General features: G+C 59.4%; 23 protein-coding genes and 4 pseudogenes. 3 read left to right on the top strand and 24 right to left on the bottom strand.

Annotation, left to right across the window (positions count from 1 at the left end; all coding sequences use genetic code 11):
* Positions 1-8 precede the first annotated feature (8 nt).
* The 8 genes from THIX_RS08725 to istA form a co-directional block, all read right to left on the bottom strand.
* On the bottom strand, positions 9-419 hold the full coding sequence (locus THIX_RS08725) for a type II toxin-antitoxin system VapC family toxin (protein ID WP_233224731.1): 411 nt from the start codon (positions 417-419) through the stop codon (positions 9-11).
* A 5-nt stretch (positions 420-424) separates the two neighbouring features.
* Positions 425-658: a type II toxin-antitoxin system Phd/YefM family antitoxin gene (locus tag THIX_RS08720; protein WP_112485928.1), complete on the bottom strand. Its 234-nt coding sequence runs from the start codon at positions 656-658 to the stop codon at positions 425-427.
* Positions 659-777: 119 nt separating this feature from the next.
* Positions 778-1,110, bottom strand: coding sequence for a type II toxin-antitoxin system PemK/MazF family toxin (locus THIX_RS08715; RefSeq protein WP_112485927.1), 333 nt, complete (start codon positions 1,108-1,110; stop codon positions 778-780).
* A complete protein-coding gene (locus tag THIX_RS08710) occupies positions 1,080-1,292 on the bottom strand; it encodes a hypothetical protein (RefSeq protein ID WP_112485926.1) in 213 nt (70 codons plus the stop codon). The genes THIX_RS08715 and THIX_RS08710 overlap by 31 nt, the downstream gene beginning before the upstream one ends.
* A 304-nt stretch (positions 1,293-1,596) precedes the next feature.
* Positions 1,597-1,743, bottom strand: a complete 147-nt coding sequence (locus THIX_RS23765; RefSeq protein WP_199195255.1) for a hypothetical protein — start codon at positions 1,741-1,743, stop codon at positions 1,597-1,599.
* 121 nt (positions 1,744-1,864) lie between these two features.
* Entirely contained in the window at positions 1,865-2,101 is a 237-nt protein-coding gene (locus tag THIX_RS08700; RefSeq protein WP_112485925.1) for a hypothetical protein, read from the bottom strand.
* Positions 2,098-2,880 carry an IS21-like element helper ATPase IstB gene (istB, locus tag THIX_RS08695; protein ID WP_112485924.1) on the bottom strand — a complete coding sequence of 261 codons (783 nt, stop codon included), beginning with the start codon at positions 2,878-2,880 and terminating at the stop codon, positions 2,098-2,100. Before istB ends, THIX_RS08700 begins: the two co-directional genes overlap by 4 nt.
* The gene (gene istA, locus THIX_RS08690) at positions 2,855-4,513 is read right to left on the bottom strand and encodes an IS21 family transposase (protein ID WP_233224470.1); all 1,659 of its coding nucleotides are present in this window, start codon (positions 4,511-4,513) and stop codon (positions 2,855-2,857) included. Before istA ends, istB begins: the two co-directional genes overlap by 26 nt.
* On the opposite strand from istA, the pseudogene THIX_RS08685 reads away from it, so the two are divergent.
* The 3 pseudogenes from THIX_RS08685 to THIX_RS24095 all read left to right on the top strand — a co-directional run.
* Positions 4,431-5,048 (top strand): annotated as a pseudogene (locus tag THIX_RS08685) (IS21 family transposase); the annotation flags it as partial. The gene istA and the pseudogene THIX_RS08685 sit on opposite strands and share 83 nt — an antisense overlap.
* Positions 5,049-5,160: 112 nt before the next feature.
* A pseudogene (locus THIX_RS24810) lies at positions 5,161-5,916 on the top strand (transposase); the annotation flags it as partial.
* Positions 5,917-5,928: 12 nt separating this feature from the next.
* Positions 5,929-6,759: pseudogene (locus THIX_RS24095) on the top strand (IS630 family transposase); the annotation flags it as partial.
* A gap of 34 nt (positions 6,760-6,793) precedes the next feature.
* On the opposite strand, the gene gmd reads toward THIX_RS24095, so the two are convergent.
* The 16 genes and pseudogenes from gmd to THIX_RS08600 all read right to left on the bottom strand — a co-directional run bounded on the left by gmd (position 6,794) and on the right by THIX_RS08600 (position 25,665).
* Complete coding sequence (gene gmd / locus THIX_RS08675; protein WP_112485921.1) at positions 6,794-7,837, bottom strand: GDP-mannose 4,6-dehydratase; 1,044 nt, start codon at positions 7,835-7,837, stop codon at positions 6,794-6,796.
* Between the two features lie 46 nt (positions 7,838-7,883).
* The gene (locus tag THIX_RS22955; RefSeq protein ID WP_146748485.1) at positions 7,884-10,007 is read right to left on the bottom strand and encodes a hypothetical protein; all 2,124 of its coding nucleotides are present in this window, start codon (positions 10,005-10,007) and stop codon (positions 7,884-7,886) included.
* The gene (locus THIX_RS08665) at positions 10,004-10,468 is read right to left on the bottom strand and encodes a GtrA family protein (RefSeq protein ID WP_112485919.1); all 465 of its coding nucleotides are present in this window, start codon (positions 10,466-10,468) and stop codon (positions 10,004-10,006) included. Before THIX_RS08665 ends, THIX_RS22955 begins: the two co-directional genes overlap by 4 nt.
* Positions 10,469-10,478: 10 nt before the next feature.
* Positions 10,479-11,435, bottom strand: coding sequence for a glycosyltransferase family 2 protein (locus tag THIX_RS08660; RefSeq protein WP_112485918.1), 957 nt, complete (start codon positions 11,433-11,435; stop codon positions 10,479-10,481).
* A gap of 2 nt (positions 11,436-11,437) precedes the next feature.
* Positions 11,438-12,142 (bottom strand): methyltransferase, encoded by a 705-nt coding sequence (locus THIX_RS08655; protein ID WP_112485917.1) that lies wholly within the window; start codon positions 12,140-12,142, stop codon positions 11,438-11,440.
* Positions 12,143-12,220: 78 nt separating this feature from the next.
* Positions 12,221-12,622, bottom strand: a pseudogene (locus THIX_RS24090) (transposase); the annotation flags it as partial.
* Positions 12,623-12,890: 268 nt separating this feature from the next.
* Positions 12,891-17,246 (bottom strand): glycosyltransferase, encoded by a 4,356-nt coding sequence (locus THIX_RS08645; protein WP_233224469.1) that lies wholly within the window; start codon positions 17,244-17,246, stop codon positions 12,891-12,893.
* Between the two features lie 131 nt (positions 17,247-17,377).
* The gene (locus tag THIX_RS08640) at positions 17,378-18,694 is read right to left on the bottom strand and encodes a bifunctional 2-polyprenyl-6-hydroxyphenol methylase/3-demethylubiquinol 3-O-methyltransferase UbiG (RefSeq protein ID WP_112485915.1); all 1,317 of its coding nucleotides are present in this window, start codon (positions 18,692-18,694) and stop codon (positions 17,378-17,380) included.
* A 46-nt stretch (positions 18,695-18,740) separates the two neighbouring features.
* Positions 18,741-18,992 carry a hypothetical protein gene (locus THIX_RS08635; RefSeq protein WP_112485914.1) on the bottom strand — a complete coding sequence of 84 codons (252 nt, stop codon included), beginning with the start codon at positions 18,990-18,992 and terminating at the stop codon, positions 18,741-18,743.
* Positions 18,964-20,406 carry a mannose-1-phosphate guanylyltransferase/mannose-6-phosphate isomerase gene (locus THIX_RS08630; protein ID WP_112485913.1) on the bottom strand — a complete coding sequence of 481 codons (1,443 nt, stop codon included), beginning with the start codon at positions 20,404-20,406 and terminating at the stop codon, positions 18,964-18,966. Before THIX_RS08630 ends, THIX_RS08635 begins: the two co-directional genes overlap by 29 nt.
* Complete coding sequence (locus THIX_RS08625; RefSeq protein WP_112485912.1) at positions 20,403-20,840, bottom strand: type II toxin-antitoxin system VapC family toxin; 438 nt, start codon at positions 20,838-20,840, stop codon at positions 20,403-20,405. Before THIX_RS08625 ends, THIX_RS08630 begins: the two co-directional genes overlap by 4 nt.
* A complete protein-coding gene (locus tag THIX_RS08620) occupies positions 20,837-21,118 on the bottom strand; it encodes a type II toxin-antitoxin system Phd/YefM family antitoxin (RefSeq protein WP_158540841.1) in 282 nt (93 codons plus the stop codon). The genes THIX_RS08625 and THIX_RS08620 overlap by 4 nt, the downstream gene beginning before the upstream one ends.
* A 159-nt stretch (positions 21,119-21,277) precedes the next feature.
* Positions 21,278-22,111 (bottom strand): ABC transporter ATP-binding protein, encoded by an 834-nt coding sequence (locus THIX_RS08615; RefSeq protein WP_112485910.1) that lies wholly within the window; start codon positions 22,109-22,111, stop codon positions 21,278-21,280.
* 42 nt (positions 22,112-22,153) lie between these two features.
* Positions 22,154-22,945, bottom strand: coding sequence for an ABC transporter permease (locus tag THIX_RS08610; protein WP_112485909.1), 792 nt, complete (start codon positions 22,943-22,945; stop codon positions 22,154-22,156).
* A 344-nt stretch (positions 22,946-23,289) separates the two neighbouring features.
* Complete coding sequence (locus tag THIX_RS08605) at positions 23,290-24,444, bottom strand: glycosyltransferase (protein ID WP_112485908.1); 1,155 nt, start codon at positions 24,442-24,444, stop codon at positions 23,290-23,292.
* A gap of 15 nt (positions 24,445-24,459) precedes the next feature.
* On the bottom strand, positions 24,460-25,665 hold the full coding sequence (locus tag THIX_RS08600; protein WP_233224468.1) for a glycosyltransferase family 1 protein: 1,206 nt from the start codon (positions 25,663-25,665) through the stop codon (positions 24,460-24,462).
* Positions 25,666-25,756 lie beyond the last annotated feature (91 nt).

The following is a 25,756-nucleotide window of genomic DNA, read 5'->3' as shown; positions in this document are numbered from 1 at the left end:
TGTTCGCTTTATTCCCGTGCGTCGATGGTGTGCACGTGCCCTGCACGACCATAGGTCAGCAGCGCTTCGCCGGCCGTGACCAGGGCCACCCCCAGTTTGCGTGCGGTCGCCACGAGCAAACGGTCGGCCGGGTCGCCATGGATCTCGCCGGGCAGGCGCGTGCTGCCCACCGCGATGTCGGGCGTCAGCGGCGCAAGGCGTAATGCGGCTTGGGCTAGGGCTTCCTGCACCCAGTCCAGCACATCGTGCGTGAACACCAAGCGCTGTTTGGCCACCAGCATGCCCACTTCCCAGGGGCTGATGGCACTCACCCAAACGGCGCCTGTTCGTGCCGCGGCCTCAATGCTCGAAACCGCTCTTGCACCCAAGCGCGCATCGCCCTCCAGCAGCCAGACCCACGCATGCGTATCGAGCAGCACATCGCTCAAGGCGCGGCTCCGGCTTCCCAGTTATCGCCGATGGGGGCGATCAAGTCGCCAGCATGCTGCACAGAACCCCGCATGGCGCCGAAAAGCGGGTGTGTCGCAGGGATGGGCACCACCTTGGCGATGGGGCGGCCCCGCTTGGTCAGGATCAGTTCCTCATGGCTCTGGGCGACCTCATCGAGCAGTTTGAGACACCGCGCCTTGAAGGCACCAACGGCGATGGTCGATTGCATGGCCCCTCCAGATGGTCATTGAAAGTGGTCATTTTAGCAGGGGAGGCCCACTCAAAACGGCGCCCCAGCAGGAAAACGATGTGCACCAAATCGAGACCGCCCCGCAATCCAGGCACACGTTACCCTCGGATGACCAGAATGACCGCTTCCCGCGCCTTTTGCAGAAAATCCAGATTGACAGTGCCGACTGAATGATCAATCAAGTCTTCATGGGCGGTGAATAACTTGCCGGGACGGACATAACTCATATGCGCAAGACTGCCGTGATCGAAGTCTTGCGCCGTCAATGCAAGGGCACGAGGATCGGCATATGGATTGCTGGTGATCTGACAGGCAATCCAGTCGCCACGGCCGGTATCGGCCAACACCAATGCTGGCCGATATTTGTTCCGCGACAAATCGGAGAACGGAAATGGCAACACTACGACCTGACCGGCTGCAAGTGAGCCCATGCTGCATCCTCTTCGGGTTTGAGCCAGTCTTCGGCCAAGGCTGCTTCTGAAAGCAAGGCGGCTTCATTGGCCGGAGGCGTCAGCAGGGTCAACAAGGCGCGGCCTGCTGGCAGGGGCCCGCCGCCACCGACGCGGCGCATTCGCCCCTGCATGTCGATTTCAACCTCAATCGTTTGTAGCATGGTTCAACCCTCGCAATCATCTTCCAGTCAGGAAAGAATACTCCACACCCCCGCTCTCGGCATTCAGCTCTGGTTCAAAACGACGCCCGCCGCATTCCTGCGCAAATCTGGCTTCCAGCCCTCTGCATTCAAGAGCGCCAGGATTGGGCTGCTTTTCGTGCTTTGGCGGTTGGGGACATGATCAGCGCCGTGCTGTTACTCATGTTCTTCAGCGTCACTTCCATGGCTGGTTCCTGTCAAACGTTGTTTGACACCGCCGACTCAAGCCCAGCCATGAAGTCAAACGATGTTGTACATCTGACGGCTACACGGGGTCGCTGGTCAGCATCCAGTCCAACGTATCGTTCAGCGCAAAACGCGGGGCAAAACCTGTGGCTTGCGTCAGTTTTTCGTGGGAGCCGCGTAAAACTGGAATTTCATTGGCGCGCACAAATGCCGGGTTCACTCGCATTTCAATGGCATAGCCCGTGTGTTGACGGCTTTGTAAATCCGCGCATATCCGGCGCCGAGGCGCTGTCCAGAGGCTGACACAACAGGGGGCCTGCCGGCCCCGTTGTTGTGGTCGGTGTCGTTCAGAAGTCGTCGTCGGGCACGGCGAAGGGCAAGTCGGGCTGGCGCGGATCGCGGTTGGGTTCGCGCTGCTCGCGCAGCGCGCTCTGGAGGTCGACGATGTAGCGCGTTCCGATCACCTCGCGCAGATCGTCGAGCAGTTCGAACACGGCCAGTGCCTGCTCAGCGCTCCAGGTGTCGGGCACGAGGAAGGCCACGCCGCGCCGCAGCCCAGAGGGCAGCAGTGGGGGGCGGTTCATGATGCGGCCTCGCCGCCGCTCTTGGGGCCTCGGCGCTTGCCCGCCCGGGTCTCGGTGCGCTCGCGCGCCTCCTTGAGGCGATACGAGTTCGCATCGATGGACACGACTTCGGCGTGATGGACCAGGCGGTCGACCAGCGAGACCACGCAGGCGGCGTTGGGGAACACCTCGGACCATTGTGCGAAGGGCTTGTTGGTGGTCACGATGGTCGAGCGCTTCTCGTAGCGCCGGCTGATGAGCTCGAACAGCAGATCGGCGTGGCGGTTGGAGTAGGAGAGGTAGCCGACCTCGTCGATGACCAGCACGTCGGGGGCCGCGTAGTGGCGCAGGCGCCGCCTCAGGGCGGAGTCGCTGTCCAGGGCGGCCAGTTCCCCGAGCATGTCGCCGGCGGGCTTGAACAGCACCGTGTGACCGTGTACGAGCGCCTGGTGGGCCAGGTTCTGCGCCAGGGTGGATTTGCCCACGCCGTTGGGGCCGATGAGCACGACGTTGACGGCCTCCTTGACGAAGCGCAGTTGCATGAGATCCTCGATGGCGCCGCGGTCAATGCGGCGGGGCCATTTCCAGTCGAAGTCGGCCAGTGCCTTGAAGCGGCCCAGCTTCGCTTGGGCTATGCGCCGGCACAGCGAGCGCTGGGCGCGCGCGTCCTCCTCCCACTGCAGCAGCGCCGGCACCCAGGGCGCGCCGGCCGCCTCGCCCCAGTGCTCGGCGAGGCCGCTCAGGTGCAGCGCCTGGGCGCGGCGCAGCAGAGAATCAGGACTGTTCGGGCTGATCGTCATCGTCGTTCTCCAGGGTCAGTTGGTCGTAGGTGTCGAGCGGGTGCGGCCGCACCGCGGCGTCCTTGTTCCGCACGTGCTCGGGCAGGCAGGAGGCCACGGGCGCTGGCGCGCCGCGCTGCAGGCGTCGCCGCTCCAGGCAAACGCGCACGGCGTTGGGGTGGGCCACGCCGCCGTCCAGCGCCTCCAGGATGGCGGCCTGCAGATCGGGCGCGCCGAAGCGCTCGAGCAGGTGCTCCATCTCCCGGGTGATGGCGCCGATGTGCGCGCCGGCGGCGGCCGCGCGCTCCAGCAGCGCCTGCGCCGCCGGCACGGCGCGCGTGAGGCTGTTGACGCCCCGGTGTTGGCGCGCCGCAGCCTTGCGCTGCTTGAGCTCCTCGATGTGGCGCGGCTCCTCGATCTGTCCGCCGCGATCGAAGCTGCGGCGGTGGATGGCCAGCACCTGATCGCCGTCGAGCACCCGGACCTGGGTGGTGTCGGCGCGCACCGTCACGGCGCGGCGCACGTGGGTGTGGGGCACCGAGTAGTCGTTGAGGTCGAAGCGCACGTAGGGCGTCTTGCCCACCCGGGCCACCACCACCTCCTCGACCGGATAGGGTTCGGCGGGCAACGCCAGCAGCAGCGGCTGCTCGCGCGCGAAGGCTTCGCGCACGCGCAGGTCCCGATCCTCGGGGCAAGCCCGCTCGGCCGCCTGGGTGCGGCACCAGACCTGGGCCTGATGGTTGAGGTCGGCCAGGCTGTCGAACTCGCGCCCGGCGAAGAAGGCATCGCGGATGTAGCGGATCGCGCGCTCGACCCGACCCTTCTCGTTGCCGCGCGCCACGGCCACCGGGCGCGGCTCGTAGCGATAATGCGCGGCGAAGGCCAAGAGCGTCGGGTGGAAGCGGATGGCATCTCCCGCGCGCTCGAGCACCGCCGAGCGCAGGTTGTCGTAGAGCAGGACCTTCGGGACCCCGCACCAGGCGTGGAACGCGCCGAGGTGCCCACGCAGGAAGCTCTCCATGCGCGCGTCGAGGAAGAAGCGCAGGTAGATCGCGCGCGAGTACGACAGCACCATCACGAAGCCCATGAGCGGGCGGCGGGCGCGCCCGATCTCCATGTGATCAAAGTGAGCCCAGTCCACCTGGGCTTGTTCAGCCGGCAGCGTGCGCAGCCGCAAGTAGGCTTCGGGCGCCGGGCGCGGCCGGTGCAGCGCGATGCGGTGGCGGAAGTGGTCCGGCGCCCCCGCGTACCCGCGCTCGCGCACCATCGCGTACAAGCGCGCCGCAGTCAGCGTGGGGAATTTCTCCAGCGTGCGCAGCACGAACGGCAGGTAGGGCTCGATCATTGATGCTCGCTGGATCGCCCCGCAGTGCGGTAGCCCGGCCTGCGCCAGCACCCGCTGCACCGTTGCGTGCCCTGATGGCCACCCAAACTGCTCCACTTGTGGCCAGGTCAAACTGCTCCACCCTGGCCACGGCGATTTGACGCGATGAGCGGCGCGTCGCCGTAGCCGGAGGCCACACTGGCAGGACGTTACTTTCTGTCCCCTTGCACGTCTCGGGGACTCACAGTTGAACGTCTTGAAGCCACATCTCCAAACCACGATCTGGACCCTGTTGGGCAAGGGAGCGACGCAGCGCGAGATCGCCCGCATCACGGGCATTTCGCGCCACACGATCCGCGCCTACCAGCAGCGCTTTGCCGCCGAGCGGCCAAACTGCCCCGGGGTGGCCACCGACTCGGAAGAGCAAACTGCTCCACCCCGGCCACCGACTCCGGCGGCCGCCACGGCGTCGGCGTGCGAGCCGCACCGCGCGTTCATCGAGGCGCAGCTGCGCCTGCAGCGCAACGCCATGGCGATCGACCAGGACCTGGTTGACCAGTACGCATTCGGCGGCGCGTACAACTCGGTCAAGCGCTTCGCCGCGCGCCTGCGCCACAAGGAGCCCGAGCAGTTCGACCGCCTGAGCTTTGTGCCCGGCGAGGAGATGCAGGTCGACTACGGCGAGGGCGCCCCCACGCTTGTGCCCGGCACCGACCGCTATCGCAAGCCGCGGCTGTTCGTGGCCACGCTGCGCTACTCGCGGCGCAGCTTCCGGCGCGTCGTGTGGAAGTCCAGCCAGCAGGTCTGGGCCGAACTGCACGAGCAGGCATGGAGGTACTTCGGTGGATCGTGCCATTACGTCGTCGGCCCTGCAAAACCCCGCCAGCCCGCATGAATGCTCACAGTTTTCTGTTTTTCTGTGCACCGAATCCCTTGAGAAGCGTTATTGGAGAAACTGATTTCTGAGGGATTTGAGGATGACCACGCCCGACTTTTTCCGCAGCCGCATCGACGCCATGATCCACCTGAACGATCCCCTGGCAGTGCTGGCCACGCGGCTACCGTGGGCGCAGTTGGAAGCGGCGCTGGCCGTCAAGTTTGAACACCAGGCGCGGCAGGGTGCAGTCCTCGAAGGGCACGACCTGTTCGGCCCTACACAGTCGCTGGTGGGCGCAGGCGCCAGTCCCGCCGGACGCCCCCGGCTGCCTCTGCGGTTGATGATCAGCCTGCTGTATCTGAAGCACACCTTCAACCTGAGCGATGAGGACCTGGTGGTGCGCTGGAGCGAGAACGTGCTGTGGCAGTTCTTCAGCGGACGGGTGTACTTTGAGCATCGCCCGCCGTGCGACCCCACCCAGATCGGGCGCTTTCGCCGCGCCCTGGGCGAAGACGGGCTGGAAGAGCTGCTCAAAGCCACCATCGACACCGCCGTGACGATCCAGGCCGTGCAGCCCCAGGAACTGCAGCGGGTGATCGTCGATACCACGGTGCAGGAGAAGGCTGTTGCCCACCCCACCGACAGCCGCCTGCTGGAGATTGCGCGCCACAAGGTGGTGCGTGCAGCCAAACAGGCGGGCATCGCGCTCAAGCAGACCTATGCCAAGGAAGGCAAAGGCTTGCGCTTCAAGGCTGGCGGCTATGCCCATGCCAAGCAGTATCGGCGCTTGCAGCGCTGCATCAAGCGTCAGCGCACGATCCTGGGCATTGTGCTGCGCGCGGTGCAGCGCAAGTTGNGACGCGCCAGAGGCGACGGTCGGGTGCTCAGTCAAGCGCAAGAAGAGACGATCCAGCGCCTGATCATTGACACGCGTCCTGAGCAACTCAAGATGGACTTTCACCTGTGGAGCCGCGCTGCGGTGATGCAACTCATTGAACAAGAGTTCGACATCAAACTGCAGGTGCGCAGCGTTGGAAAGTACCTCACCCGCTGGGGCTTTACGCCACAAAAGCCGATCAAGCGAGCCTACGAGCAAAGCCCCGCGGCGGTGCAGGCTTGGCTGGAGGGCGAATACCCCGCCATCGAGCAGCGCGCCAGGGCTGAGGGCGGGGAAATCCACTGGGGAGACGAAACCGCGCTGGTCAACACGGACGTGCGCGGCAGAAGCTTTGCCCCTGCGGGCAAAACACCGGTGGCGATGGCGGTGGGCGGGACGCGCCAGAAGCTCTCGATGATCGCCACGGTCACCAACCAGGGCAAGACCCGCTGGATGATCATCGACGAGGCGTTTGACGCCGACAAGCTGATCGAGTTCTTGCAGGCCTTGATCAAGGATGCAGGCAGGAAGGTATTCCTGATTCTGGACAACCTGAGGGTGCATCACAGCAAGTTGGTGAAGGCTTGGGTGGCCTTGCATCACGCGCAGATCGAGCTGTTTTACCTGCCCAGTTACAGCCCCCAACTCAACCCTGAGGAGAGGCTCAACGCCGATCTCAAACAGGAAATGGGCAAACACGTGCCGGTGCGAACCAAGGCCAAATTACGCGAAGCTGCGAACGACCATATGGCGATGCTGGAACAAAACCCGCAGCGTGTGATGCGCTACTTCCAGGACCGGCGCGTTCGCTACGCTGCTTAATACTTCATAGGGCCGGAGCAATAGTTGCGCGCATTCAGAACGACGCCCCCGCCGCATTCCGGCGCAAGTCCGCCTCCACCATCATGGCGCAAAGCTGCTCCAGCGTGGTGCTCGGCTCCCAGCCCAGCTTGGCCTTGGCCTTGGCCGGGTTGCCAATGAGCAGTTCCACCTCGGCCGGGCGGTAGAACTTGGGGTTGATGGTGACGATGGCTTTGCCACTAGCGGCGTCGATGCCGCGCTCCTGCTCGGCCTGGCCTTGCCACTGCAGCGCGATGCCCGCAGCCTTGGCCGCCAGGCGGACGAAGTCGCGTACCGTCTGCGTCCTGTTGGTGGCCAGCACATAAGTGTCGGGCGCATCGGCCTGCAGCATGCGCCACATGCCGTCCACATAGTCCTTGGCATAGCCCCAGTCGCGCTTGGCATCCAGGTTGCCCAGCTCCAGCACATCCTGCTTGCCGAGTTTGATCTTGGCCAGGCTGTCGGTGATCTTGCGGGTGACGAACTCGCGCCCACGCAGTGGGGACTCATGGTTGAACAGAATGCCGCTGGCGCCAAAGATGCCGTAACTCTCGCGGTAGTTCACCGTCATCCAGTGGGCATAGAGCTTGGCCACACCGTAAGGGCTGCGCGGGTAGAAGGGCGTGTCCTCCGCCTGGGGAATGGCCTGCACCTTGCCGAACATCTCCGAGGTGCTGGCCTGGTAGAAGCGGATCTTGGGGTTGACGATGCGAATGGCCTCCAGCAGGTTCAAGGGGCCGATGCCGGTGATCTGGGCCGTGGTGTGGGGCTGGTCGAAGGAGACCCCGACAAAGCTCTGCGCCGCGAGGTTGTACACCTCGGTGGCCTCACTGGCCTGCAGCAGGCGGATGGCCGAGCCCATGTCGGTGAGGTCGAACTCGACCAGGTGCAAATTGGGATGCTGGGCGATGCCCAATTCCTCGATGCGCCAGAAGTTGACGGAACTGGTGCGGCGGTAGGTGCCGTAGACGGCGTAGCCCTTGGCCAGGAGCAACTCGGCCAGGTAAGCACCGTCTTGGCCGGTGATGCCGGTGATGATGGCTGATTGAGAGTTATTCATGCGAATTTGAAAATGAATCAACAGAGAACAAAAGGAGAAGATCAATTTACTGCTTTGGCATGGCGGAAAGCTTCAGCCACACCATGCCCAAGCCCAATTTCCGGCCGTCCGCACTCAATCCAAGCGCAGACGGCGAAGCAAGGTTAGACATTTGGAACTCGATCTTAAGTACCCCATTGCGCTTGGCTGGCAGATTGGGGGGAATCGTCACCGAACGGAGGCTGTTGCTGGCGTCCTGAGGATAGCGGTATTCAAAAGTGTGCACCGCCTGCCCATTGACCAAAACGTCAACCCGCAAAGCCGGGTGTGCTGGCACGACAAAAGCGTGCGACATGAATTCGAGTCCCAAGCTGCCTGACGGAATGCTGGGAAGGCGCAGGACAAGGCCTGCAGTGCTTGCGTCAGACCAAGTACCCCAAGCTTCCGGAGAAGACCACCCGTCACTAACATACCCTCGTCCATCTCCAGTTCCCGACATATCGATCAAATGACCTAGCGGATAATTATGACTTCCAGACAATGTAGGCCAAGCGAAATCATTGGGTATTTTTGTCGCGGGGCACATATAAGCCACTTCATCAATATTGCTGTCTATGTGGTCGCAGTTGCCAGCCGGATAAAGAAAAAAACTTTTTAGCGCACGCGAAGAATCCAAAGTCTCTTTTCTAGCAACATAAAAAATGGGGCCGTTCCATCCTGCAATTTTGCTCCGAACCATTTTTCCAAGCTCATAGTCCGCAGAACCCAGTGTGGTACCTGTTATCCCAACGAAATCAATATTTTCTCTGCCCTGCGCCAAAAATGGCGCCAGGTACGCTATAGGCTTACCAATGAATAAGATCAAAGAATTATTAGGCACAATGGGCGCCTTAATTTCAAAAACTTTGCGAGAATATGGTACGCGTCCCCATTCAGGGTATTTTGTAAACGCACTTGCGCCAATCAATGCGCCGGCAATCAGGATAAACGGCACCGCATAGCTCGATCGGCCTTTGAATGTCGCGATAATTTTGGTTATAAGTGCAAATAGTATCAAACCAAGAATACTCTCTAGCGTCGCGGCATATCTAAGAATTGAAAATAACGCCTCCCATATCGGGTATGAAATTGCGGAAAAGAGTAGGATGCTATCAACTGGAGTGAAATTATAGGGGCTTTGGACATGTCGAGAAAATCGACGCAAGAGCGTTGGCACATATAAAAGAAAAGACAGAAAAAATAAGGCGAACGTGATTGCAAACCTTGGGTCCGCAAACCTCGGCTCCATGACTGTCATTGTTGGGTTGTCGGCCCAGTAAAACGGGTAAAAAAGGGCCTTAGTTATGTCCTTGGGTATGAATCTCAGATCGACCCCCCCGGAAGAGGCAATCCATGGCGACTGAAAGATTGAGTTGAAAAGCGGGAAAAATGGGTTGCCTGTCAGTTTATATAAACTTAAGCCCCAAGGACCCCATAATATTAAAAAAGCAATAACCCATGCCGTAGAAAAAATAAGAATCCGAGAAAATCGTTGCCGAAAACTCCCATTGATCGCTGCAGCTACAACCGCAGCGCCGGGTGCATAGATGCAGGCGGTTAGCTTTAGCCCAGCTGCCGCGCCAAATAAGAGGCCTGAAATAATTAAATACTTATTGATGTCTTTATTAATTCCGCTTACGTTTGATCTTGCAACTGCGATGAGGATGAAGAGCAAACCTGCAAGGGTCGTAGTTGCCGTAGGAATTTCATTGAATGTTGTCCCGACTTGGGAAATCGTTGCAACACCCGTCACGCCAAAGGCCGTTGTGAGCGCGCTCAAGAGAGCTTTTTTTGTGGATGACACTTCAAATTGCCCGATGATAATCCACGCCATCGTGAAAACGATAAACAAGAGCAAGCCGTACGGCAACCCCATGACAAATGCAACAAGTCGTGGTGAATTGGGGAACCAACGAATCGAGAGAAAATAATAGGGCAAATCTAACAGTGGCGCAAAATAGCTTTGAGTACCAGCTGCGAATAGATCTGCTGATAGCTTATTATGAAGATAAGCCCAAGCATTATAAAGATGATAGTTCTTGAGATCCCAATTTGCATCTTGCCCAAGATGAACAGATACAGCCCCCCCAAAAACCAGGCAAATTAAAAGCAAAACAAGCCATGCGTTTGTATTTTTCTTTGATGTAATCATTTAAAAACAATCCATTTGGAGGCGGCAAAATTCAGTGCCATTCCAAGCACTGCTCCAACTGCGAGTGCCAACGACGGGTGGCGGTACATCAAGGTGAAATGCAAGACCAAGAGAAAATAAACACCATTAATGACCGCCCAACCGAATGCATTAGCTAAAATGTAATGCAGCCACTCCCTGTGCCAAGCCTGTCGACTGACTCCGAAGGTGTAGCGTCGATTGAGCCACCACGTCACGCTGGCCGCCACGGGAAACGCCAGCACCTGCGCCCAGATGGGGCCGATGGAGCGGGCTAACCATTCCACCATGCCTACGTTGACGACAAAGCCAACCGCACCAACGATGCCGAAGCGCAGGATCTGGCGGCGAAGGCCTCCTGGCATTGTTGCTGTGCCTGCTGGTTGGGCTGGCGTTTTCGCCCCGCCTTGGGATTCGAATTGGCCTTCAGATCGTTGCACCATGCGTGCGGCTTCAGGTGCGCTGCGCAGGGGCGCAGCATTCGTCGGTCGAAGGGAAAGGCGGGTGTTGCAAGTAAGCCAATAAGCGGACCTCGCGCCGGCCTCTTGTCACCGTGTCGAGAATGATGCCAGCCAACAGGCTGAGTGCGGCCAGCAACATAATGCCGGTAGAAAGCACGGCGGTTGGCAGGCGGGGTACCAGTCCTGTTTCCACATAGGTGAGCACAACGGGTAGCGAGATCAGGACGGAAGCAGCCGCAAGCAGGCCTGAAATGGCCCCGAAAAAGAACAATGGGCGCTCATGTCGCACCAACTTGAGAATCATCATCAAAATGCGCCACCCATCGCGGTAAGTGTGCAATTTGCTTTCCGATCCTTCCAGCCGGCCTTTATAACGGCCTTGTGCATGTGCCACCGGCATTGATAGCTCAAGTGCATGCACAGTGAGTTCGGTTTCGATATCGAACCCCTGCGACAAAGCGGGGAAGGATTTGACAAATCGGCGTGAAAAGACCTTGTAACCCGAAAGCATATCCTGCACGCGGTCACCAAAAATACTACGTACCACCCCAGTCAGCATGGCATTACCCCAGCGATGTCCATTGCGATAGGCATCGCCTTCGGTTTCCTGACGAACACAGTTGACGAGGTCAAATGGGCCAGATTGCGCGAGGGCCAGCATCTCTGGCGCCACACTTGCTTGATAAGTATCGTCGCCATCCACCATCAGGTAAAAGTCGGCATCGATGTCACGGAACATGCGGCGGACGACATGCCCCTTGCCCTGCTGGGTTTCCTGCCGCACGACTGCGCCGGCAGCCCGCGCCACATCAGCGGTGTGATCCTTGGAGTTATTGTCATAAACATAAATTATCGCGCCAGGTAAAGCCATTTGAAAATGGCATACCACTTTTGCAATGGCAACCTCTTCATTGTAACATGGCACTAATACGGCAATGCGAGGTTTCATATTTATACATTTAGTTTCTGACAAGAATATGCGAACAGATTCGATGACAAAGGTCCAAATTTAATTCCTGTGTAGCCGACAACCCATTTTTCAGGCCTGGGAAGCAATGATCGCAGGCCGGACCGGCTCATCAGAATAAGATTATTTTGATCTGCCCAGATTTCTTTTCCTAAAATTTTACAACCAAGGCGAAAGGTTGAATCATTCCACGCCAAAAATGGAATCGCGGTATGGTGCTCGATGGGAAAGAATCTGTTGGGTACTGATAAAAAAACACGTTCCGCAACGCGCAAAAGTTGTCCTATGAATCGGCGTTGGCCGTCGATAGAGCCTACGTGTTCAAGCACCGCATTGGCAGTTGCAATCGTAAATGTTTTATCTGCAAATGGTAATTCCGTTCCTGATTCGATCCTGACATAGTTAATGTCTGGGAAAGCTTTCCTGAAATCGACACCCTCGCCTAAGCCAGCCGCTGTAATTTGAGTCGGGACGGGACTTAAACGCTCAATTATATTGTCGCTGCCCTGAATAACGTCGGACACGCCGACATCCAGAATTGTTTCGTTTGCCCCAGGGTGGCAATAGTATGTGAAATCTTGATAGATTTTTTTTCGCGCAATGATCATTGCTCGGTCTGCTAACGAGCCCGATTTAGCAACCTCATAGTAACTTTTGTCATGCGCTTCGCTTTCCGATTCGTTTCTCATTTCTTTCACTCAATTTCGATTAAATGCTGCAGTTGACATTTTTTGACGATGATTACCGCAAGGAAATCGCTGATGCATGAGCAGCAGTTCCCACCCGGCAAGGATGGCATGCACAGTCTGCAGCATCTGCGCTGCCAAGCCATGCCGCTCGAGTGGGTGGTGAAAGTGCAGGATGGTGCTCTCATTGGGCAGTCGCACTTGCCCCGCTGGCAGCAGGGCAAACTCCCGGCACAGCGGCACGTCGAACAGGGTGTCTGCCATCGCTGGATCGCTCAGGGTGAACCCTTGCGGTAAAAAGTGAATACGCAGCATGATCTCGATCGCAAACGGCGGCCGCACAGAGTCCAAGGGGCAGGACCGGACGGCTCAATCAGCGCCACCAGCGCAGCCCACGGCACGACTTGGTTCATCCTATCGAGAAACACCCGCTTGGCGGATCTTCCTGGCCACAAGGTTCAGTCCCAGCTCAATTTGATGCATGACGACGCTCATCGGTGCAGTTCACATCCTTGTTTAACCCGTCAGCCCCCCTGCGGGTGGAATTGTGCAGACCTTCCCCAACATTGCATATTAGCTACCATTGTAGCAATGGCGGTTAAATAGTTTGGATTTTAGAATTATTTCTTTCATTTTCACCCTTGAATATTATTTTTAGTGGACCCCAATTTTTTGTGCCGACTTATATGAGGGGGTTGTTAAATCGGCTAAGTTTGCGCTATTGGGATTGACGTGCTTTATTGATGCGTTCTCAAGTAATCTTGATTGATGGCTTCACGCAATGGAAATACTGGATATATCCCCTGGAAACATCGTTAACGATTTTTTGCCCATATAAGAAATCCTCGTAACTGAATTCGCCCGTCGCCAACGTATTCGGCATTTCGCATACTCCTAACGACTGCTTGATTACAAAGCCAGCGTCAAGCAATAGTTGCTTGAGTTGTTCGGGGCGATATTCAATGCAGTGCTCGGGATGAATGAATCCGCCCCCAATACCTCGCGTATGAATTTCGGTCAGTTGGCGATTGGGCGTATCAAGGCAGAACGCGCCATCTTTCCGAAGGACACGAAAGGCCGATTTGCACATGCGTCGTCCAGCTTCAGGTGAAACGTGCTCAATGCTTTGGCCTGACCAAATCAAATCAACACTCTCGTCAGGAAAATCGTCGAGCTCAGTCATGTCTGAATATTGAATGACAATCTCACCGCCATTGCCGTCTGTATCGACGACGACCTCCCGGTAAAAATCGCGCTGCTCTGGCGGCAAATCGATCAGGATGAGCTTATCAAACGGATGGGGGTAACCCATTTTATAGAGGGGGCAATTTGCCCCCCCCAAATCGAGAATGACTTTTCCCGCAGGCAACATGGAGCTTACGAGGCTTATGCGTGCCTGGTGAATCAGATCCAGATGTCGATCAAGGGCCTTCTTGCTTAGCTCAGCGTTGCAGAGATGGAGCGGCCACTCTCCACCCATGATCGCCGCAATGAAGCCATTCGCACTGTCACGCCATGTCCGGGGATTCTCGTCATGCATCGCTGGAATCCGGTTATTTCTGAACATGGTCAGCCATTCCCCGATTGAATTGGCTAGTTCTTGGGAGGCGCTTCCGGAGAAGTAATGAGCCCTGGAGCCGGCAACCTCCCGGAACACCGGAATGTCCCGCGCGATGATGGGTCGTTTGTGCCGCATTGCCTCGGTCAGGGGCAGGCCGAAGCCCTCGCCCTCGGATGCGGAAATCAGGCAGGCACATGTGGCGTAGAGCTTTTCCAGATACTCGTCGCTGATGCCCTCCAGCCAGAAGAGGCGGCGACCCGCTTCGGGGTGGTGATGCAACCTTTCAACGATTTCCGGGATGGTCCTGCGTGCAGATGCGTCCAGGCCTACCCACCCCTCCTTGCCGACAATCACCAGATTGATCTGTTCCCCTTTGGCCCACAGCATTTCAAATGCAGCCAATGTCTGCAAATGGCCCTTGCGGGGTTCGATCGTTCCCACCATCAGGAAGCTCGGGCTGGCCGACAGGGTCGCAAGGATTGCTGGGGCTTCCCCGGGAAGGCCTCGGGTCGCAGCGGAATTCATCAGGTCGGCGCCAAGAGGCGACCAGGCGAGCTTGCAAGGTGTTGGCCTGTGTTGACCATGGACCCGCATCCAGTCGGCGAAATCATTTGCGGCAGACCTGGAAATGGCAACGACGCCATCGGCACAGCGGGCGATGGCGCTGAGCCACTCCGAGAATCCCTGGTCCGCGCCGGGCGGAAAGAATTGCGGCATCCTGATCGGCAGCAGGTCGTAAAGCGTGCAATAGATTTCGACCCCGGCGTTCCGCAGCTCCCGGTACAGCCCGGCTTTTTCTGCATGGACAAGCGCATCGCCGGAAAGATCAAGCGTGAGCAGGATGTCGCCATGCCGGTATTCGGCGGGAGTATCCGCCAGAGCGTCGGGGGGAAACTCCAGAAGATGTGACGCGAAACTCCGGGCGTATCTGTAATGCCAGCTTGACCCAACGTTGTTGAGGCAGACCGGCTCCACTTGAAATCCGACCGGGGGGCGCTGCAGCCATTCGAGCAGCAAGGCGCGCGCCACGCGCTCGATGCCCGTTTTCAAATCCGAGCGGGCGGTTGCGGTGACGTCCACCAGCAATTGCCGGGTCGGGCGGGGCAGCGGGTGATTCCGTGCCATGCAATGCACCAGGCCCAACCAGGAGGCATCGTCCTGCGGCCCGTTATCGAGGCTGGCCATGGCGCGAATCAAGGCCTGTGAGCCTGCCTGCGCCTGCGCATGAAAGCGTTCGATGGCCTCGGTGTATTGGCCGGCACAAGCAGAGGGAGCGTGGAGTTGACGCACCATGTGTTGCGCCTTGCTGCCCAGGGTGCGGCGCTGTTCGATGTCTGCATGCAGGAGGCTTAATGCTTCGGCCAGCTGCGCGTCGGTCAATTCATCGGGCAGCATCCGCACGGCGTCGTCCGGTAACTCGGCCATGCTGCCATGGGCATTGACGATGGTGGGCAGGCCGTGGTTCATGCAATCCAGCACCGCTGCGGAGGTTTCACCGCGACTTCGACTGCGCAACTGCACGGCCATGTCGGCCGCAAGCAGGTATTGGCGAAACACCGCTTCGTTGACCCAGCCGGTGATGGAGATGCGAGAACCCAGCCCACTCATTTGCATGGCGGCAAGCAGTTCCGCACCATAATCGCCGCCGTGGTTTTCGCCGACGAACACCAATTGGCAGTGTGGGTTTTGCGCCAGGGGCGAAGCCAGCCAGGCATCCAGCAGGCGGTGGTTGGCCTTGGAGGGGCCCAACATGCCGAAGCTGCAGACCAGAAAGGCTTCATCAGGCACGCCCAGTTCCTGCCGGGCCTTGCGCCGTGCGTCTGGCGCGTCGTTCGCCAACGCAGGGGCTCGCAACAGAGGGATGACCGTCCAGTCTTTGGCAAAATCGCTGCCGTACCACTGCCTGGCCAGTTCACGGGAGGCCTGGGAATGCACGATGATGCCTTGCGCGTGTTGCAAGATGCTCAAGTTGCAGGGGTATCTCCGCACCACATGGGCGGCGTCGGGCGAGTCAAAGCGTTCCCGCACGGCGGCATAGCCGTGGGCATGCTGCAGTTCACGCGTCCAGGCGTTGCGGCGCACTCCATGGGCTTCATCGTGCCACTGCACGCTGCTGAGAAAAAAATCATGCAGCACGACCACACCCGGAACTTCGGGCAGCAGATCGAACATGTGGCTGTGAAAGGGCGAGTTGCCGAAGTGGTACATCACCCGGTCGTAGCGCGGGGCGTTGGCGCGGAACCACGCCACGCTGCGCACCGGGCAGTTGGCCCGCACCCAGGGGTGGGTGACTTCGGCCTGCGGAGTGACGACCTCGATGTCGTAATGCCGCGCCAGTTCAGGCAGCAGTTCGGCGCTGTAGTCGGCGATGCCGGTGCGCTCGGGCGGCAGGGGTGACACATAGGCCAGCAGGGGGCGGCGCGGCGGGCGGCAGCGCGCTGGTGCTGCTTCGGGGGTTTGCCGCGCGTGCAGTTGTTCGAAGGCTGCAATGGCGCGCCGGGCGCTGGCGTCCCAGGAAAATCGGCGTGCCTGTTCCAGGCCGTGTTGCTGCAGGCCGCGCCGAAAATCCGCGTCTGTCAGCGCCTGCGCCATTTTGTTGGCAATCGCTTGTTCGTCGGTTGGGTCGAACAGCGCGTCTTCACGGCCCACAACTTCGGGCAGACTGGAGGTGTTGGAGGCGATGACCGCCGCGCCGCAGGCCATGGCTTCGAGTGCGGGCAAGCCGAAGCCCTCATGCAGGGAGGGAAAGACGAAGAGTCGGCACAGGTTGTACAGCGCGGGCAATTGCTCGTCGCTCACCTCGCCGGCCAGGCACAGCGCGTCGTCATCCAGCCCGGCACCTTTCGCTGCGAGTTGCAGGTTTTGGCGCTGCTGTTGGTCCGATACACCCGCAATCACCAGCTGGTGCCGGCCGCGCAACGCGGGAGGCAGGGCGGCAAAGGCGGCGATGAGGCGTTCGAGATTTTTACGCGGGTCAGCAGCACCGACATAGAGCACGAAGGGGCGCTGAATGCCGAACCCGGAAAACAGGGAGGTTTGCTGCGCATCCGTGTAGCCCGCCGGTTTGAAACGCGCATCCGCCGCGCTGGAGATGTTGACCGCCGAATCGGCGGGGATATGCAGCGCGTTCAATGCCTCGGTCCGCGATGACTCCGAGATGGTCAGCAGCAGTCGCGCACGTTCGATGTGGCCGATCTTGCGCCAGTAGTAATCCATGTAGGACGCATTGGCCTTGAGCTGCTCATCCGGGTTGAGAAGGGGAATGAGGTCGTACAGGGTGACTGCGGTTGGATAGCTTTCCGTGAAACGGCCGATGCTGGTGGCGGCGTCGTCCCCGTAGCCTTCGAACAGGCTCGACACATGCACGACATCGGGTTTCAGGCTGGCGAGAAAGGCCTCGCGCAGCAATTCCGCGGCCTGGCGCCTCCAGGTGTTGGCGGCATCCAGCTCGCGCACCGGCCCCGGGGCCTGCCACACGCGGATATTGGCCTGCGGCAACAAGCCGTCGAACGCGGCGCGAATCGGCTCGATGGTGTCGGCCAGCATGCCGTTCAGCGCCAGCAGTACTTCGTGCTCGCCCCGGTTGCGCACGATGGCCTGCGCCAGGGCCAGCGAATAACGGCCAATGCCGCGGAACCGGCTCGCGGTTTGCGCGCCCTGCAAGTCCAGCACGATTCTCATGGACGGCCCTTGGTCGATGCGCTGCGCGCCATGTGCAACTGCCTCAGCATGCGCCGCGCGGCTTCGGTGTCGAGTTCGGGCGTGGGCGCCACAGCTTCGGGAGTGACGGCGGACGGATTTTGTCGGTCTTGCATGGCGGGTGCTGGTGCGGGGGAAAGCTCGGCCTGGGGTCGTGGTTGCTGTGGCTGGGTCAGGGGAGGGGCGACTATCCGGCTCGCGGCTCTGCCGAACAGCCAGCGCAAGCCTAGCGCGCCGAGCCGCAAGGGACGGGTGATGCGCCAGGATCTGCTGGCATAGATCGCTTGCAGCTCGTGGCCGTGGCTTGCCAGTTCGCTCTGGGCCTGTGCCAGTTGGGCAGCGAGCAGATCAGCGCGCTTCTGTTGCTGGGCCAGTGCCTCCCGCAGCCAATTCATGACTTCGCGCTGTTGATCGCGCAACTGGGCATCCAGAGCGGCGCTGGACTGTTGGGCATGCAAAAAACGTTGTTTCAGTTCAGACAGTTCACCAGGAGCAGCCTGGGTTTTGATGATCTCCAGCTCGTTTTCGAATTTTGAGAAGCGGCGTTGAATGCCAAGTTCGTATTTTGTAGCAAGGGCTTCCAACGTCAGGCCGTACTCATGTTCGAAAGCACTGTTGAATCGTTCAATCCAATCTTCTTGCGCTCTCTTCTGTGCAATCACGGAATAATCGGGGCTGACGCCGGAGAGCACGTCCAACAGATTAATAGTGCTCGCGTTGGCCAGTCCGAAAGCCTCTTGCAGGCGTACGATCTTGGTGCGGGAAAAGCCGGCATGCTCTGGCAGAAAAGCAAGAAGTAGCGGCGGGAGTGGGCGCTGGTGGGTCGGATCGAGATAGAAATTCGATGTGCCGACAATGATGTTTTCCGGGTTTGGGGTTTCGAGAATCAACAGCCCTGCGGGCTTGAGAACCCGTAGCGCCTCTTTGACGAGTTCTTTCAGTGCGGCAAAGTGGAGATGTTCGGCAAGATGGAATCCGGAGATGACGCTTTGGCTCTCGTCGGGAAGACTCCTCAAAGCTTCGACGGCATCTTGCGTTTCGACGGAAAACCCCCGTTCGCGGCAAGCAGCCAGCATGCCTTCATCGAGATCGACGCCATGCGCCTTGAACCCCGCCTCTCCCGTCAGCTCAAGCCACTCCCCACGACCACAACCCAGGTCAAGTACGGAGCATTCGCCATAAATATCCTTGAGTGGGTTGATCAAGGGGAGATAAACACGCAATCGTTCCTTGATCAATTCACGCGAACCGCGATGGCGGTCTTCAAAGGCGCGGTAAAAGCTGTCTTCCTTCATGACGCTCTCCAGACTGTTTGCATGCGTCGCTTTCGGCGGGCGCCAGTCAACGCACGACATCCTGGGCGCGAAACCGCACCCGGGCGCATTCGCGGCGCTTCTCCGGGTTGCCGGAAACTGCGGTTGTCATCGACCATGATTCACTGCCCGACGTGTCGGGCGACCAGGCCACGACATCGATGTAAAAGCCCTGTTCGACCTGCCCCAATGCACGCCAAAGGATGACGCCCTTGAAGTTCTGCGCGTAGGGCGTGAAAGCTGGCGACCGCTCAGGCATCGGTGGCTGCGACGCGGCCATAGACATCCTGGAAGCGCACGATGTCGTCCTCCTCCAGGTACTCGCCGCTCTGGACCTCGATCATCACCAGGTCGAGTTTTCCGGGGTTGTCGACGCGATGTTTGTGTCCGGCCGGGATGAAGGTCGACTCATTGGTGTTGATGAGGATTTTCTGGTCTCCGTTGACCACGCTTGCAATGCCGGACACGACGATCCAATGCTCGCTGCGATGGTGGTGCATCTGCAGCGAGAGCGCAGCGCCGGGCTTGACGACGATGCGCTTGATCTTGAAGCGCGACCCCTCTTCCAGCACGGTGTAGGTTCCCCACGGCCGGTGCACCTCGCGGTGCAGGCGATAGGCTTCGTGGCCATTGGCCTTGAGCTGGGCGACGATCTGCTTGACGTCCTGCGCGCAGCTGCGGTGCGCCACCAGCACGGCGTCGGGCGTGTCCACCACGATGAGGTCGCTCACCCCCACGAGACCGACGATGCGCTGCGGGCTTTGCACGTAGCAGTTGTCGGTTCCATGCAGCAAGGCTTCGCCGAGGATGCGGTTGCCCTGGGCATCGGGCTGCTGCAGTTCGCTCAGCGCGTTCCACGAGCCGATGTCCGTCCAGCCGATGTCGCAGGCCACCACGGCGACGTGCTTGGAGTTTTCCATCAGCGCGTAGTCGATGGAAATGTCGGGTGCGTATTCGAACGTCGCCGCGTCGAGTTCGACTTGCATGTCTTTCTTCCCGCGCATCTGGTGCGAGGCGCCGAGACAAGCCTGCACGCTTTCCAGCACACTGGGTGCATGTTCGGCAATCTCCTGCAGCACGGCATCCACCCTGAAGCAGAACATGCCGCTGTTCCATAGGTGGTTGCCGCTGGCGATGAATTCGCGCGCCTTCTCCAACGTGGGTTTTTCGACGAAGCGGCGCACCCGGGTGCCGTCCGCCTCGATGTAGCCGAACCCGGTTTCAGGCCCGCTGGGCTGAATGCCGAAGGTCACCAGATGGCCTGCCTCGGCCAGCTCCATGGCCCGGTCTACGGCGCCTTCGAAAGCTGCCTGGTCCGTGATGAGGTGGTCCGCCGCGAGAACCAGGAGCAGGGCATCGGCCCCGATGTTCTGCTCCGCCCACAGCGCGGCCGCGGCCAGCGCCGGGGCGGTGTTGCGGCCGAAGGGCTCGAGGATGAAAGCGGTGGGGAGGGCAGCCCCGTTGACCTGCGCATATTCATCTTTGGTCTTGAACACCAGATCGCGGTTGGTCACGGTCAGGACCTGGGTCACGCCCGGGAGGGCCGCAGCGCGCAGGAAGGTTTTCTGCAGCAGGCTTTGTCCGTCGGCCAACTGCATGAATGGCTTGGGGTGCTGTTCGCGCGACACGGGCCAGAGCCGGGTGCCGGCTCCGCCGGAGAGGATGACGGGGAGAAGTTTGTGTGAGGCACTCATGATTCGGACGGAAAAACCTGCAAACCGAGGGACTGTGCCGCAAGAGCCAAGCGCTTGTCGTACACGGCAAAAACCAGTTGGTGCGACGCGGCGAGACGCTCGTGGAGAGACTCGGCCGCGGCCAGATGCACACCGTCATAGGCGCGCAGAGCAAGGAGGTCAGCCAGTTCACCCGCGCGATGCAGCAGGGCTGGCGCAGCATCCACCACATCCAGCCTCGGCCAGTCGGATTCAAAATCACGCCGCCAGCGTTGCAGCGCGTCAGCGTCTGGCGCGTCGGCGGCGCGCCGCCTGAACGCAGCGCGCGCCTCCACATAGGCGATGCCATGGGTAACCACGCGCTCAGCTTGCGCTACGGCGTGCTGAACTTGCCTTGAGCCGGGCTCTTCAACGTAGAGCTTGACCAGTGCGGAGGTGTCGAGATACAGAATCAATCGCGCAACTCGCTGACCGTTTGTGCAAGCGGCGGCGTATCCGCGCGCAGCTTGAGGTGTTCACGCGCGCCCTGCGGCTTGCCGCCCTTGCCCATGCGCAGCCATGGCAGCGCTCCCAGCATGGCAAGCGCATCTTTTGGCTCCGCGGTGACAGCAGGGGGCTCAATGCGCGCGATTTGCTTGCCATGCGACGTGACGACCAAGGCCACACCTGTGGACACCCGATGCAGGTAGGTCGACAAATGCGCCTTGAATTCCCTGACGCCGACTTCGATCATGCTTGCACTCCCTGGTTGTGGGTACATTTTTCCAGTGTAACCTCAATTTGCAGGCTATTGTGGCGACTCCGAGAGAAGATTGCGTCAAAATTGGTGCTGATCTTGAAAGTCAATCCGTGCAGCCAAAGGATCTTCAGACGCCAGTTCATCTCGCCATTCTCAACGGCTTCGCCGCAGCGTCTGCTTACGTTGGGAAAATTTCTGGTTTGTTGTCCGTTTGCGCAAAACCGTGGGCGCGGGCGGGTTCATATGCTTGTCGTAGGCGCTCACCACTTCGTCAACCTTGCCGAACATTTTCACTTTGCCGCGCTCGATCCACAGCACTTTATTGCAGGTCTTGCGGATAGCGTCGCTGGAGTGAATGGCGAGCACCACAATTTCAGCGCGGGCGTGGAGGTCCATCAAGCGTTTGTTGGCTTTGTCCTGGAAGCTGGCGTCACCCACGCCCAGCACTTCATCGAGCAGCAGGATGTCGGCCTCCACTGCGGTGGAAATGGCGAAGGCCAGACGCACGCGCATGCCGCTGGAGTAGGTGCGCAGGGGCAGGTCGAGGTAGTCGCCCAGTTCAGTGAAGGTGGCAATGTCTTCCGTTTTTTGCTTGATTTCAGCGTCGTTCATGCCCAGCAACAGGCCGCGCAAGCGGATGTTTTGCCGCCCGGTGGACTGATCGTCCATGCCCAGGCTGATGTCGAGAAGAGGTACGGTTTTGCCCTGCACGGCGATTAAACCGCCGGTGGGTGGGTAGATACCGGCCATCACCCGCAGCAGGGTACTTTTGCCCGCCCCGTTGTGGCCGATAAGGCCGAGGCGGTCGCCGCTCTCGAGCTGCAGACTGAGGTCGTCGATGGCGCGTACCACCACCACGCCGGTGTTGTCTTCGGCTATGCGGTTGCGCCGACCCATGCGCAGCACCCGCTTTTTGAGGGATTGGGCCGAGACGTCGAAAATCGGCAAGTCAAGGCAAACGTTTTGCAGGTTGATGCTGGCGGGCATGGCTTGGTAATGGGTCAGTGTGTGGTGACTCGGACGTGCCGGTTACACCCAATAGGGAATGCGCTTGTGATAGCGCCCGGTCAAGGCCAAAGCTGCCAGCCAGCCCAGCACCGCCATGGCGATTGTGAGTTCCCAGGTGAACGCCGACGGCACCAAGCCCACCAACGGCTCGCGCACGACGTCAATGAGATAGGCCAGCGGGTTGTACCTCACGATCCACTGGTGCTTGCCCGCGAGCATGGTGCCGTGAAACAGAATGGGCGTGACGTAGAAGGCAACTTGCAACAGGGCCGAGACGATTTGTGGCAAGTCGCGAAAGCGTGCAGCCATGAGGCCGACCAAGGCAGCAATCCACATGGCATTCAGCAGGAATAGCGCCAAGGCGGGGATAAACAAGGGCAGCGTGGCCCAACTCTTCACGCCGAAAATGAGCAAAACCGCCAGCACGATGATGAAGTTGTGCGCAAAGATCACAGTGTTGCGCCACGCGGCCTGCAGAACATAGATGAGGCGCGGAGTGTTGACCTGGCGGATGTAGTTGGCACTGTTGATATAGGCCGAGCAGCCTTCGTTCACGATGCTGGAAAACAGACTCCACATGACGATGCCAATGGCGATCATCGGCAAGTAGTCGGTGAGCTTCTGGCCGAACAGGGAGCTATAGACAACGCCCAGCGTACCCACTAGCACACCCATGCTGATCGTCAACCAAAACGGCCCCAACTTGGAGCGCGCATAGCGCTGGCGAATTTCCAGCCATCCCAGCAGGCTCCACAGGCGCCAGGCCTTGATGCTGGACAGAAGATCATTGAAGGCGATTTGCAGGGCAGGCATGGAAGGGGGTTGGAGATTCGGCGTTTTCAGGCCAGCGAGAGGTTGAAAGTCGAGCCAGGGAGTCCGGCAGATCGCACTCCGCAGCGGTTTCGCATGGGCTTTGGTCGCTCCGAGCGATACCTCGACAAGCCATGAGCGATCTGGTGTGTGGCAGCTCAAGAACATGCCGCAGGTTTTTGGGCAAGAGCTGGGGTTTGGATGCATGCCCAGCGAATATGAATGAATGCCCCCAGAGCGATGAGCGATGGCACTTTGGCGTGAAGTGTATCAATGGCAAGCTGCGGCAGCCCCGTGTGACGAGCCACAGTTGCGCAAGCCATGGCCCAAGGATGAAGCGCCCAACGTCACCTAGGAAGTGCAGAGCTTGGATTGGCTGCGTCGTTCAATAAGGTTGCATAAAGATCCAACGTTTGCCTGACCATCGCCTCAACGGTGAATGCGCGACGCACTCGATCTTTGCCAGCCTGACCGAGGTAGTTGGCCTGTGCAGGGTGGGTCAGGAGGTGGTTGAGCGCCGCAGCCAACGCGTTGGCGTCCCCGGGTTCGACCGTGAGAGCACAAATGCCGTTGGGTGCCACCTCGTTCACACCGTTGTGCAACCAGGTGTTGACCACGGGTTTCCCGCATGCCATGGCCTCCGCCTGGACAATGCCAAATGCCTCGGTTGGTGCCGACGATGGTAGACAGAACACATGACAGGCATGAAAGTAGGCGGGAAGGTCTGCCTCGGCGATGGGGCCGGTGAAGTGCACATGGACACTGTGCCGGGTTGCCAATTCGCGCAGATCATTGGTCAACGGCCCTTCTCCCCCCAACACCAACAGCGCAGGGACCTGTGCCATGGCTTCGATGAGTACGTCGAATCCCTTGTAGTACACATGCCGACCAAGGGCGAACACCAGAGGCCGTTGGCCAAACTCCTGACGCAGTGCCTGGGCACGCTGCATCACCGCGGCAGTGGGAAGCAGCGGAGTCGTGTCGACTCCGTAAGGGATGACGTGGCGGCGCTCAGGCGGTGCGAAACGGTCGATTTGCGAGGCTCGCAAATGTGCTGCGGTCGCACCTATGATCGCATCAGGCTTGCGCAGCATGCGTGACGCGAAGTTGAGATAAAGCGGCCCGAGCAGCCGTTGACGCACGATGTCGGTATGCCAACTTGCCACGTGCAGGGGCGATGCAGGAACCAGGCTCGCAATGACATGGGCAAATGGGTCGGGCCAATGCTGATGGACGATGTCGAAACGCCGCTCTCTCGCCAAAGAGCGCACCCGCGCCAACATCCCAGGGGCGATGGCTTGGCTGCCGACATGCCCGAAGGTGCTCACGGGCTCGACATGGACACCCGCTACCGTTCGCGGTTGCGCCCGCCCGGAAGGGTCGTAGGCCAATACGGAGACGTCGGCGCCAACTGTGGCCAAGCCGCGCGTCAGCACTTCGACATGGCGCTCGATCCCGCCGGGTCGCTCGAATGCGTATTTGGCAAAGTGAAGGACACGCATGCTGAACGCAGCGCCTCAAGCCAATTGACGGTAGACGGCCAACGTTTGCTCGGCGCAATGCTTCCAACTGAATGCTTTGGCGCGCTCGATGCCAAGGCTTGCGTGGCGCTGGCGCAGCGCGGCGTCGTCCAGCAATGCACGCAAACCCTCTGCGATGGCATCCACTGAAAGCGGATCCACCTCCAGCGCGGCACCGCCAGAAACCTCTGGTAATGAACTGATATTGGAGGTCAATACGGGCACGCCGCTTGCAAGTGCTTCCAAAACCGGAAGGCCAAAACCTTCATAGAGCGAGGGGTAGGCAAACAGCGCCGCAGTGGCATACAGGTCGAGAACTTGGTCACGCGGCAAGTAACCCGTGCGAATGGCCTCTCCGCGCGCTTCAAGTTCTCGCAGGCGTGAAAGCAATGCCGTGTTCTTCCAGCCACTACCCCCGACGAGTACCAAGGGGTAGTCGCGTCGTAGAGCATCTGGCAGTGCGGCATAGGCATCGATCAAGCGCTCCAGGTTCTTGCGTGGTTCGAGCGTAGCGACGGAAAGGACGAATCCACTCCGGCGTAGTTTGAATTCCTGCAAAGTTGCGGCCTCCTCCCACTCGGAGCGAGATCGGGAAGCAACATCAGCGCCAAGATGGGTGACGACAATTTTTGCCGCTGGCGTTCTAAATACGTCGATGATTTCCTGTGCCACAAAATGCGAATCCGTCAAAATCCGATCTGCACGTTGGAGCGCTGCGGGTAAATGACGATTCAGAAACGAAACCCGCTCAGGAGGATGAAACTGCGGGTAGCGCATATGTGACAAGTCATGCACAGTGATGACCATCGGCCCAGCATAGCTCACAGGGATGTAATTCGGTTCGTGATAGATAAAACCTTTGCTGCCGAGCTTCGAAATCTTATGCCCCTCAACATATTCTCTTAAGCATTGCCGCAGTGCATAAGCGCCCGGAAAACTGCGCGCCAAGCGTTTCATCAGTCTCTTTAAAGAATCAGATCGTTTATGCGAATGAATGACCTCCGCAGACCCAAAACCTAGTCCAATTTCCTGTTTTTCACAGAAATACAGCAACTCATGCTCATTAAATATTTGTCTCCCGAGAAAGCCTGCAAGGCATTCTACTTGTGACTGCTGCGAAATTTCCTCAATAAGGTGCTTGGTGTAGAGGCCGATGCCGGTGCGGGGGGGCAGTAGCGATTGTGCATTGAAGAGAATTTTCAAATCATCCACCCCAGGAATAGTGTTCAAAATTTGACGCTGTAGGCCAAGATGTTCTTGAAGATTGACAAGACATGACGCCAGCGCAATCCGA

The organism is Thiomonas sp. X19 (genome assembly GCF_900089495.1).
Lineage (GTDB): Bacteria > Pseudomonadota > Gammaproteobacteria > Burkholderiales > Burkholderiaceae_C > Thiomonas_A.
Note: the sequence above shows the minus strand (reverse complement) of the source record. Positions and strands in the feature narration are given on the sequence as shown.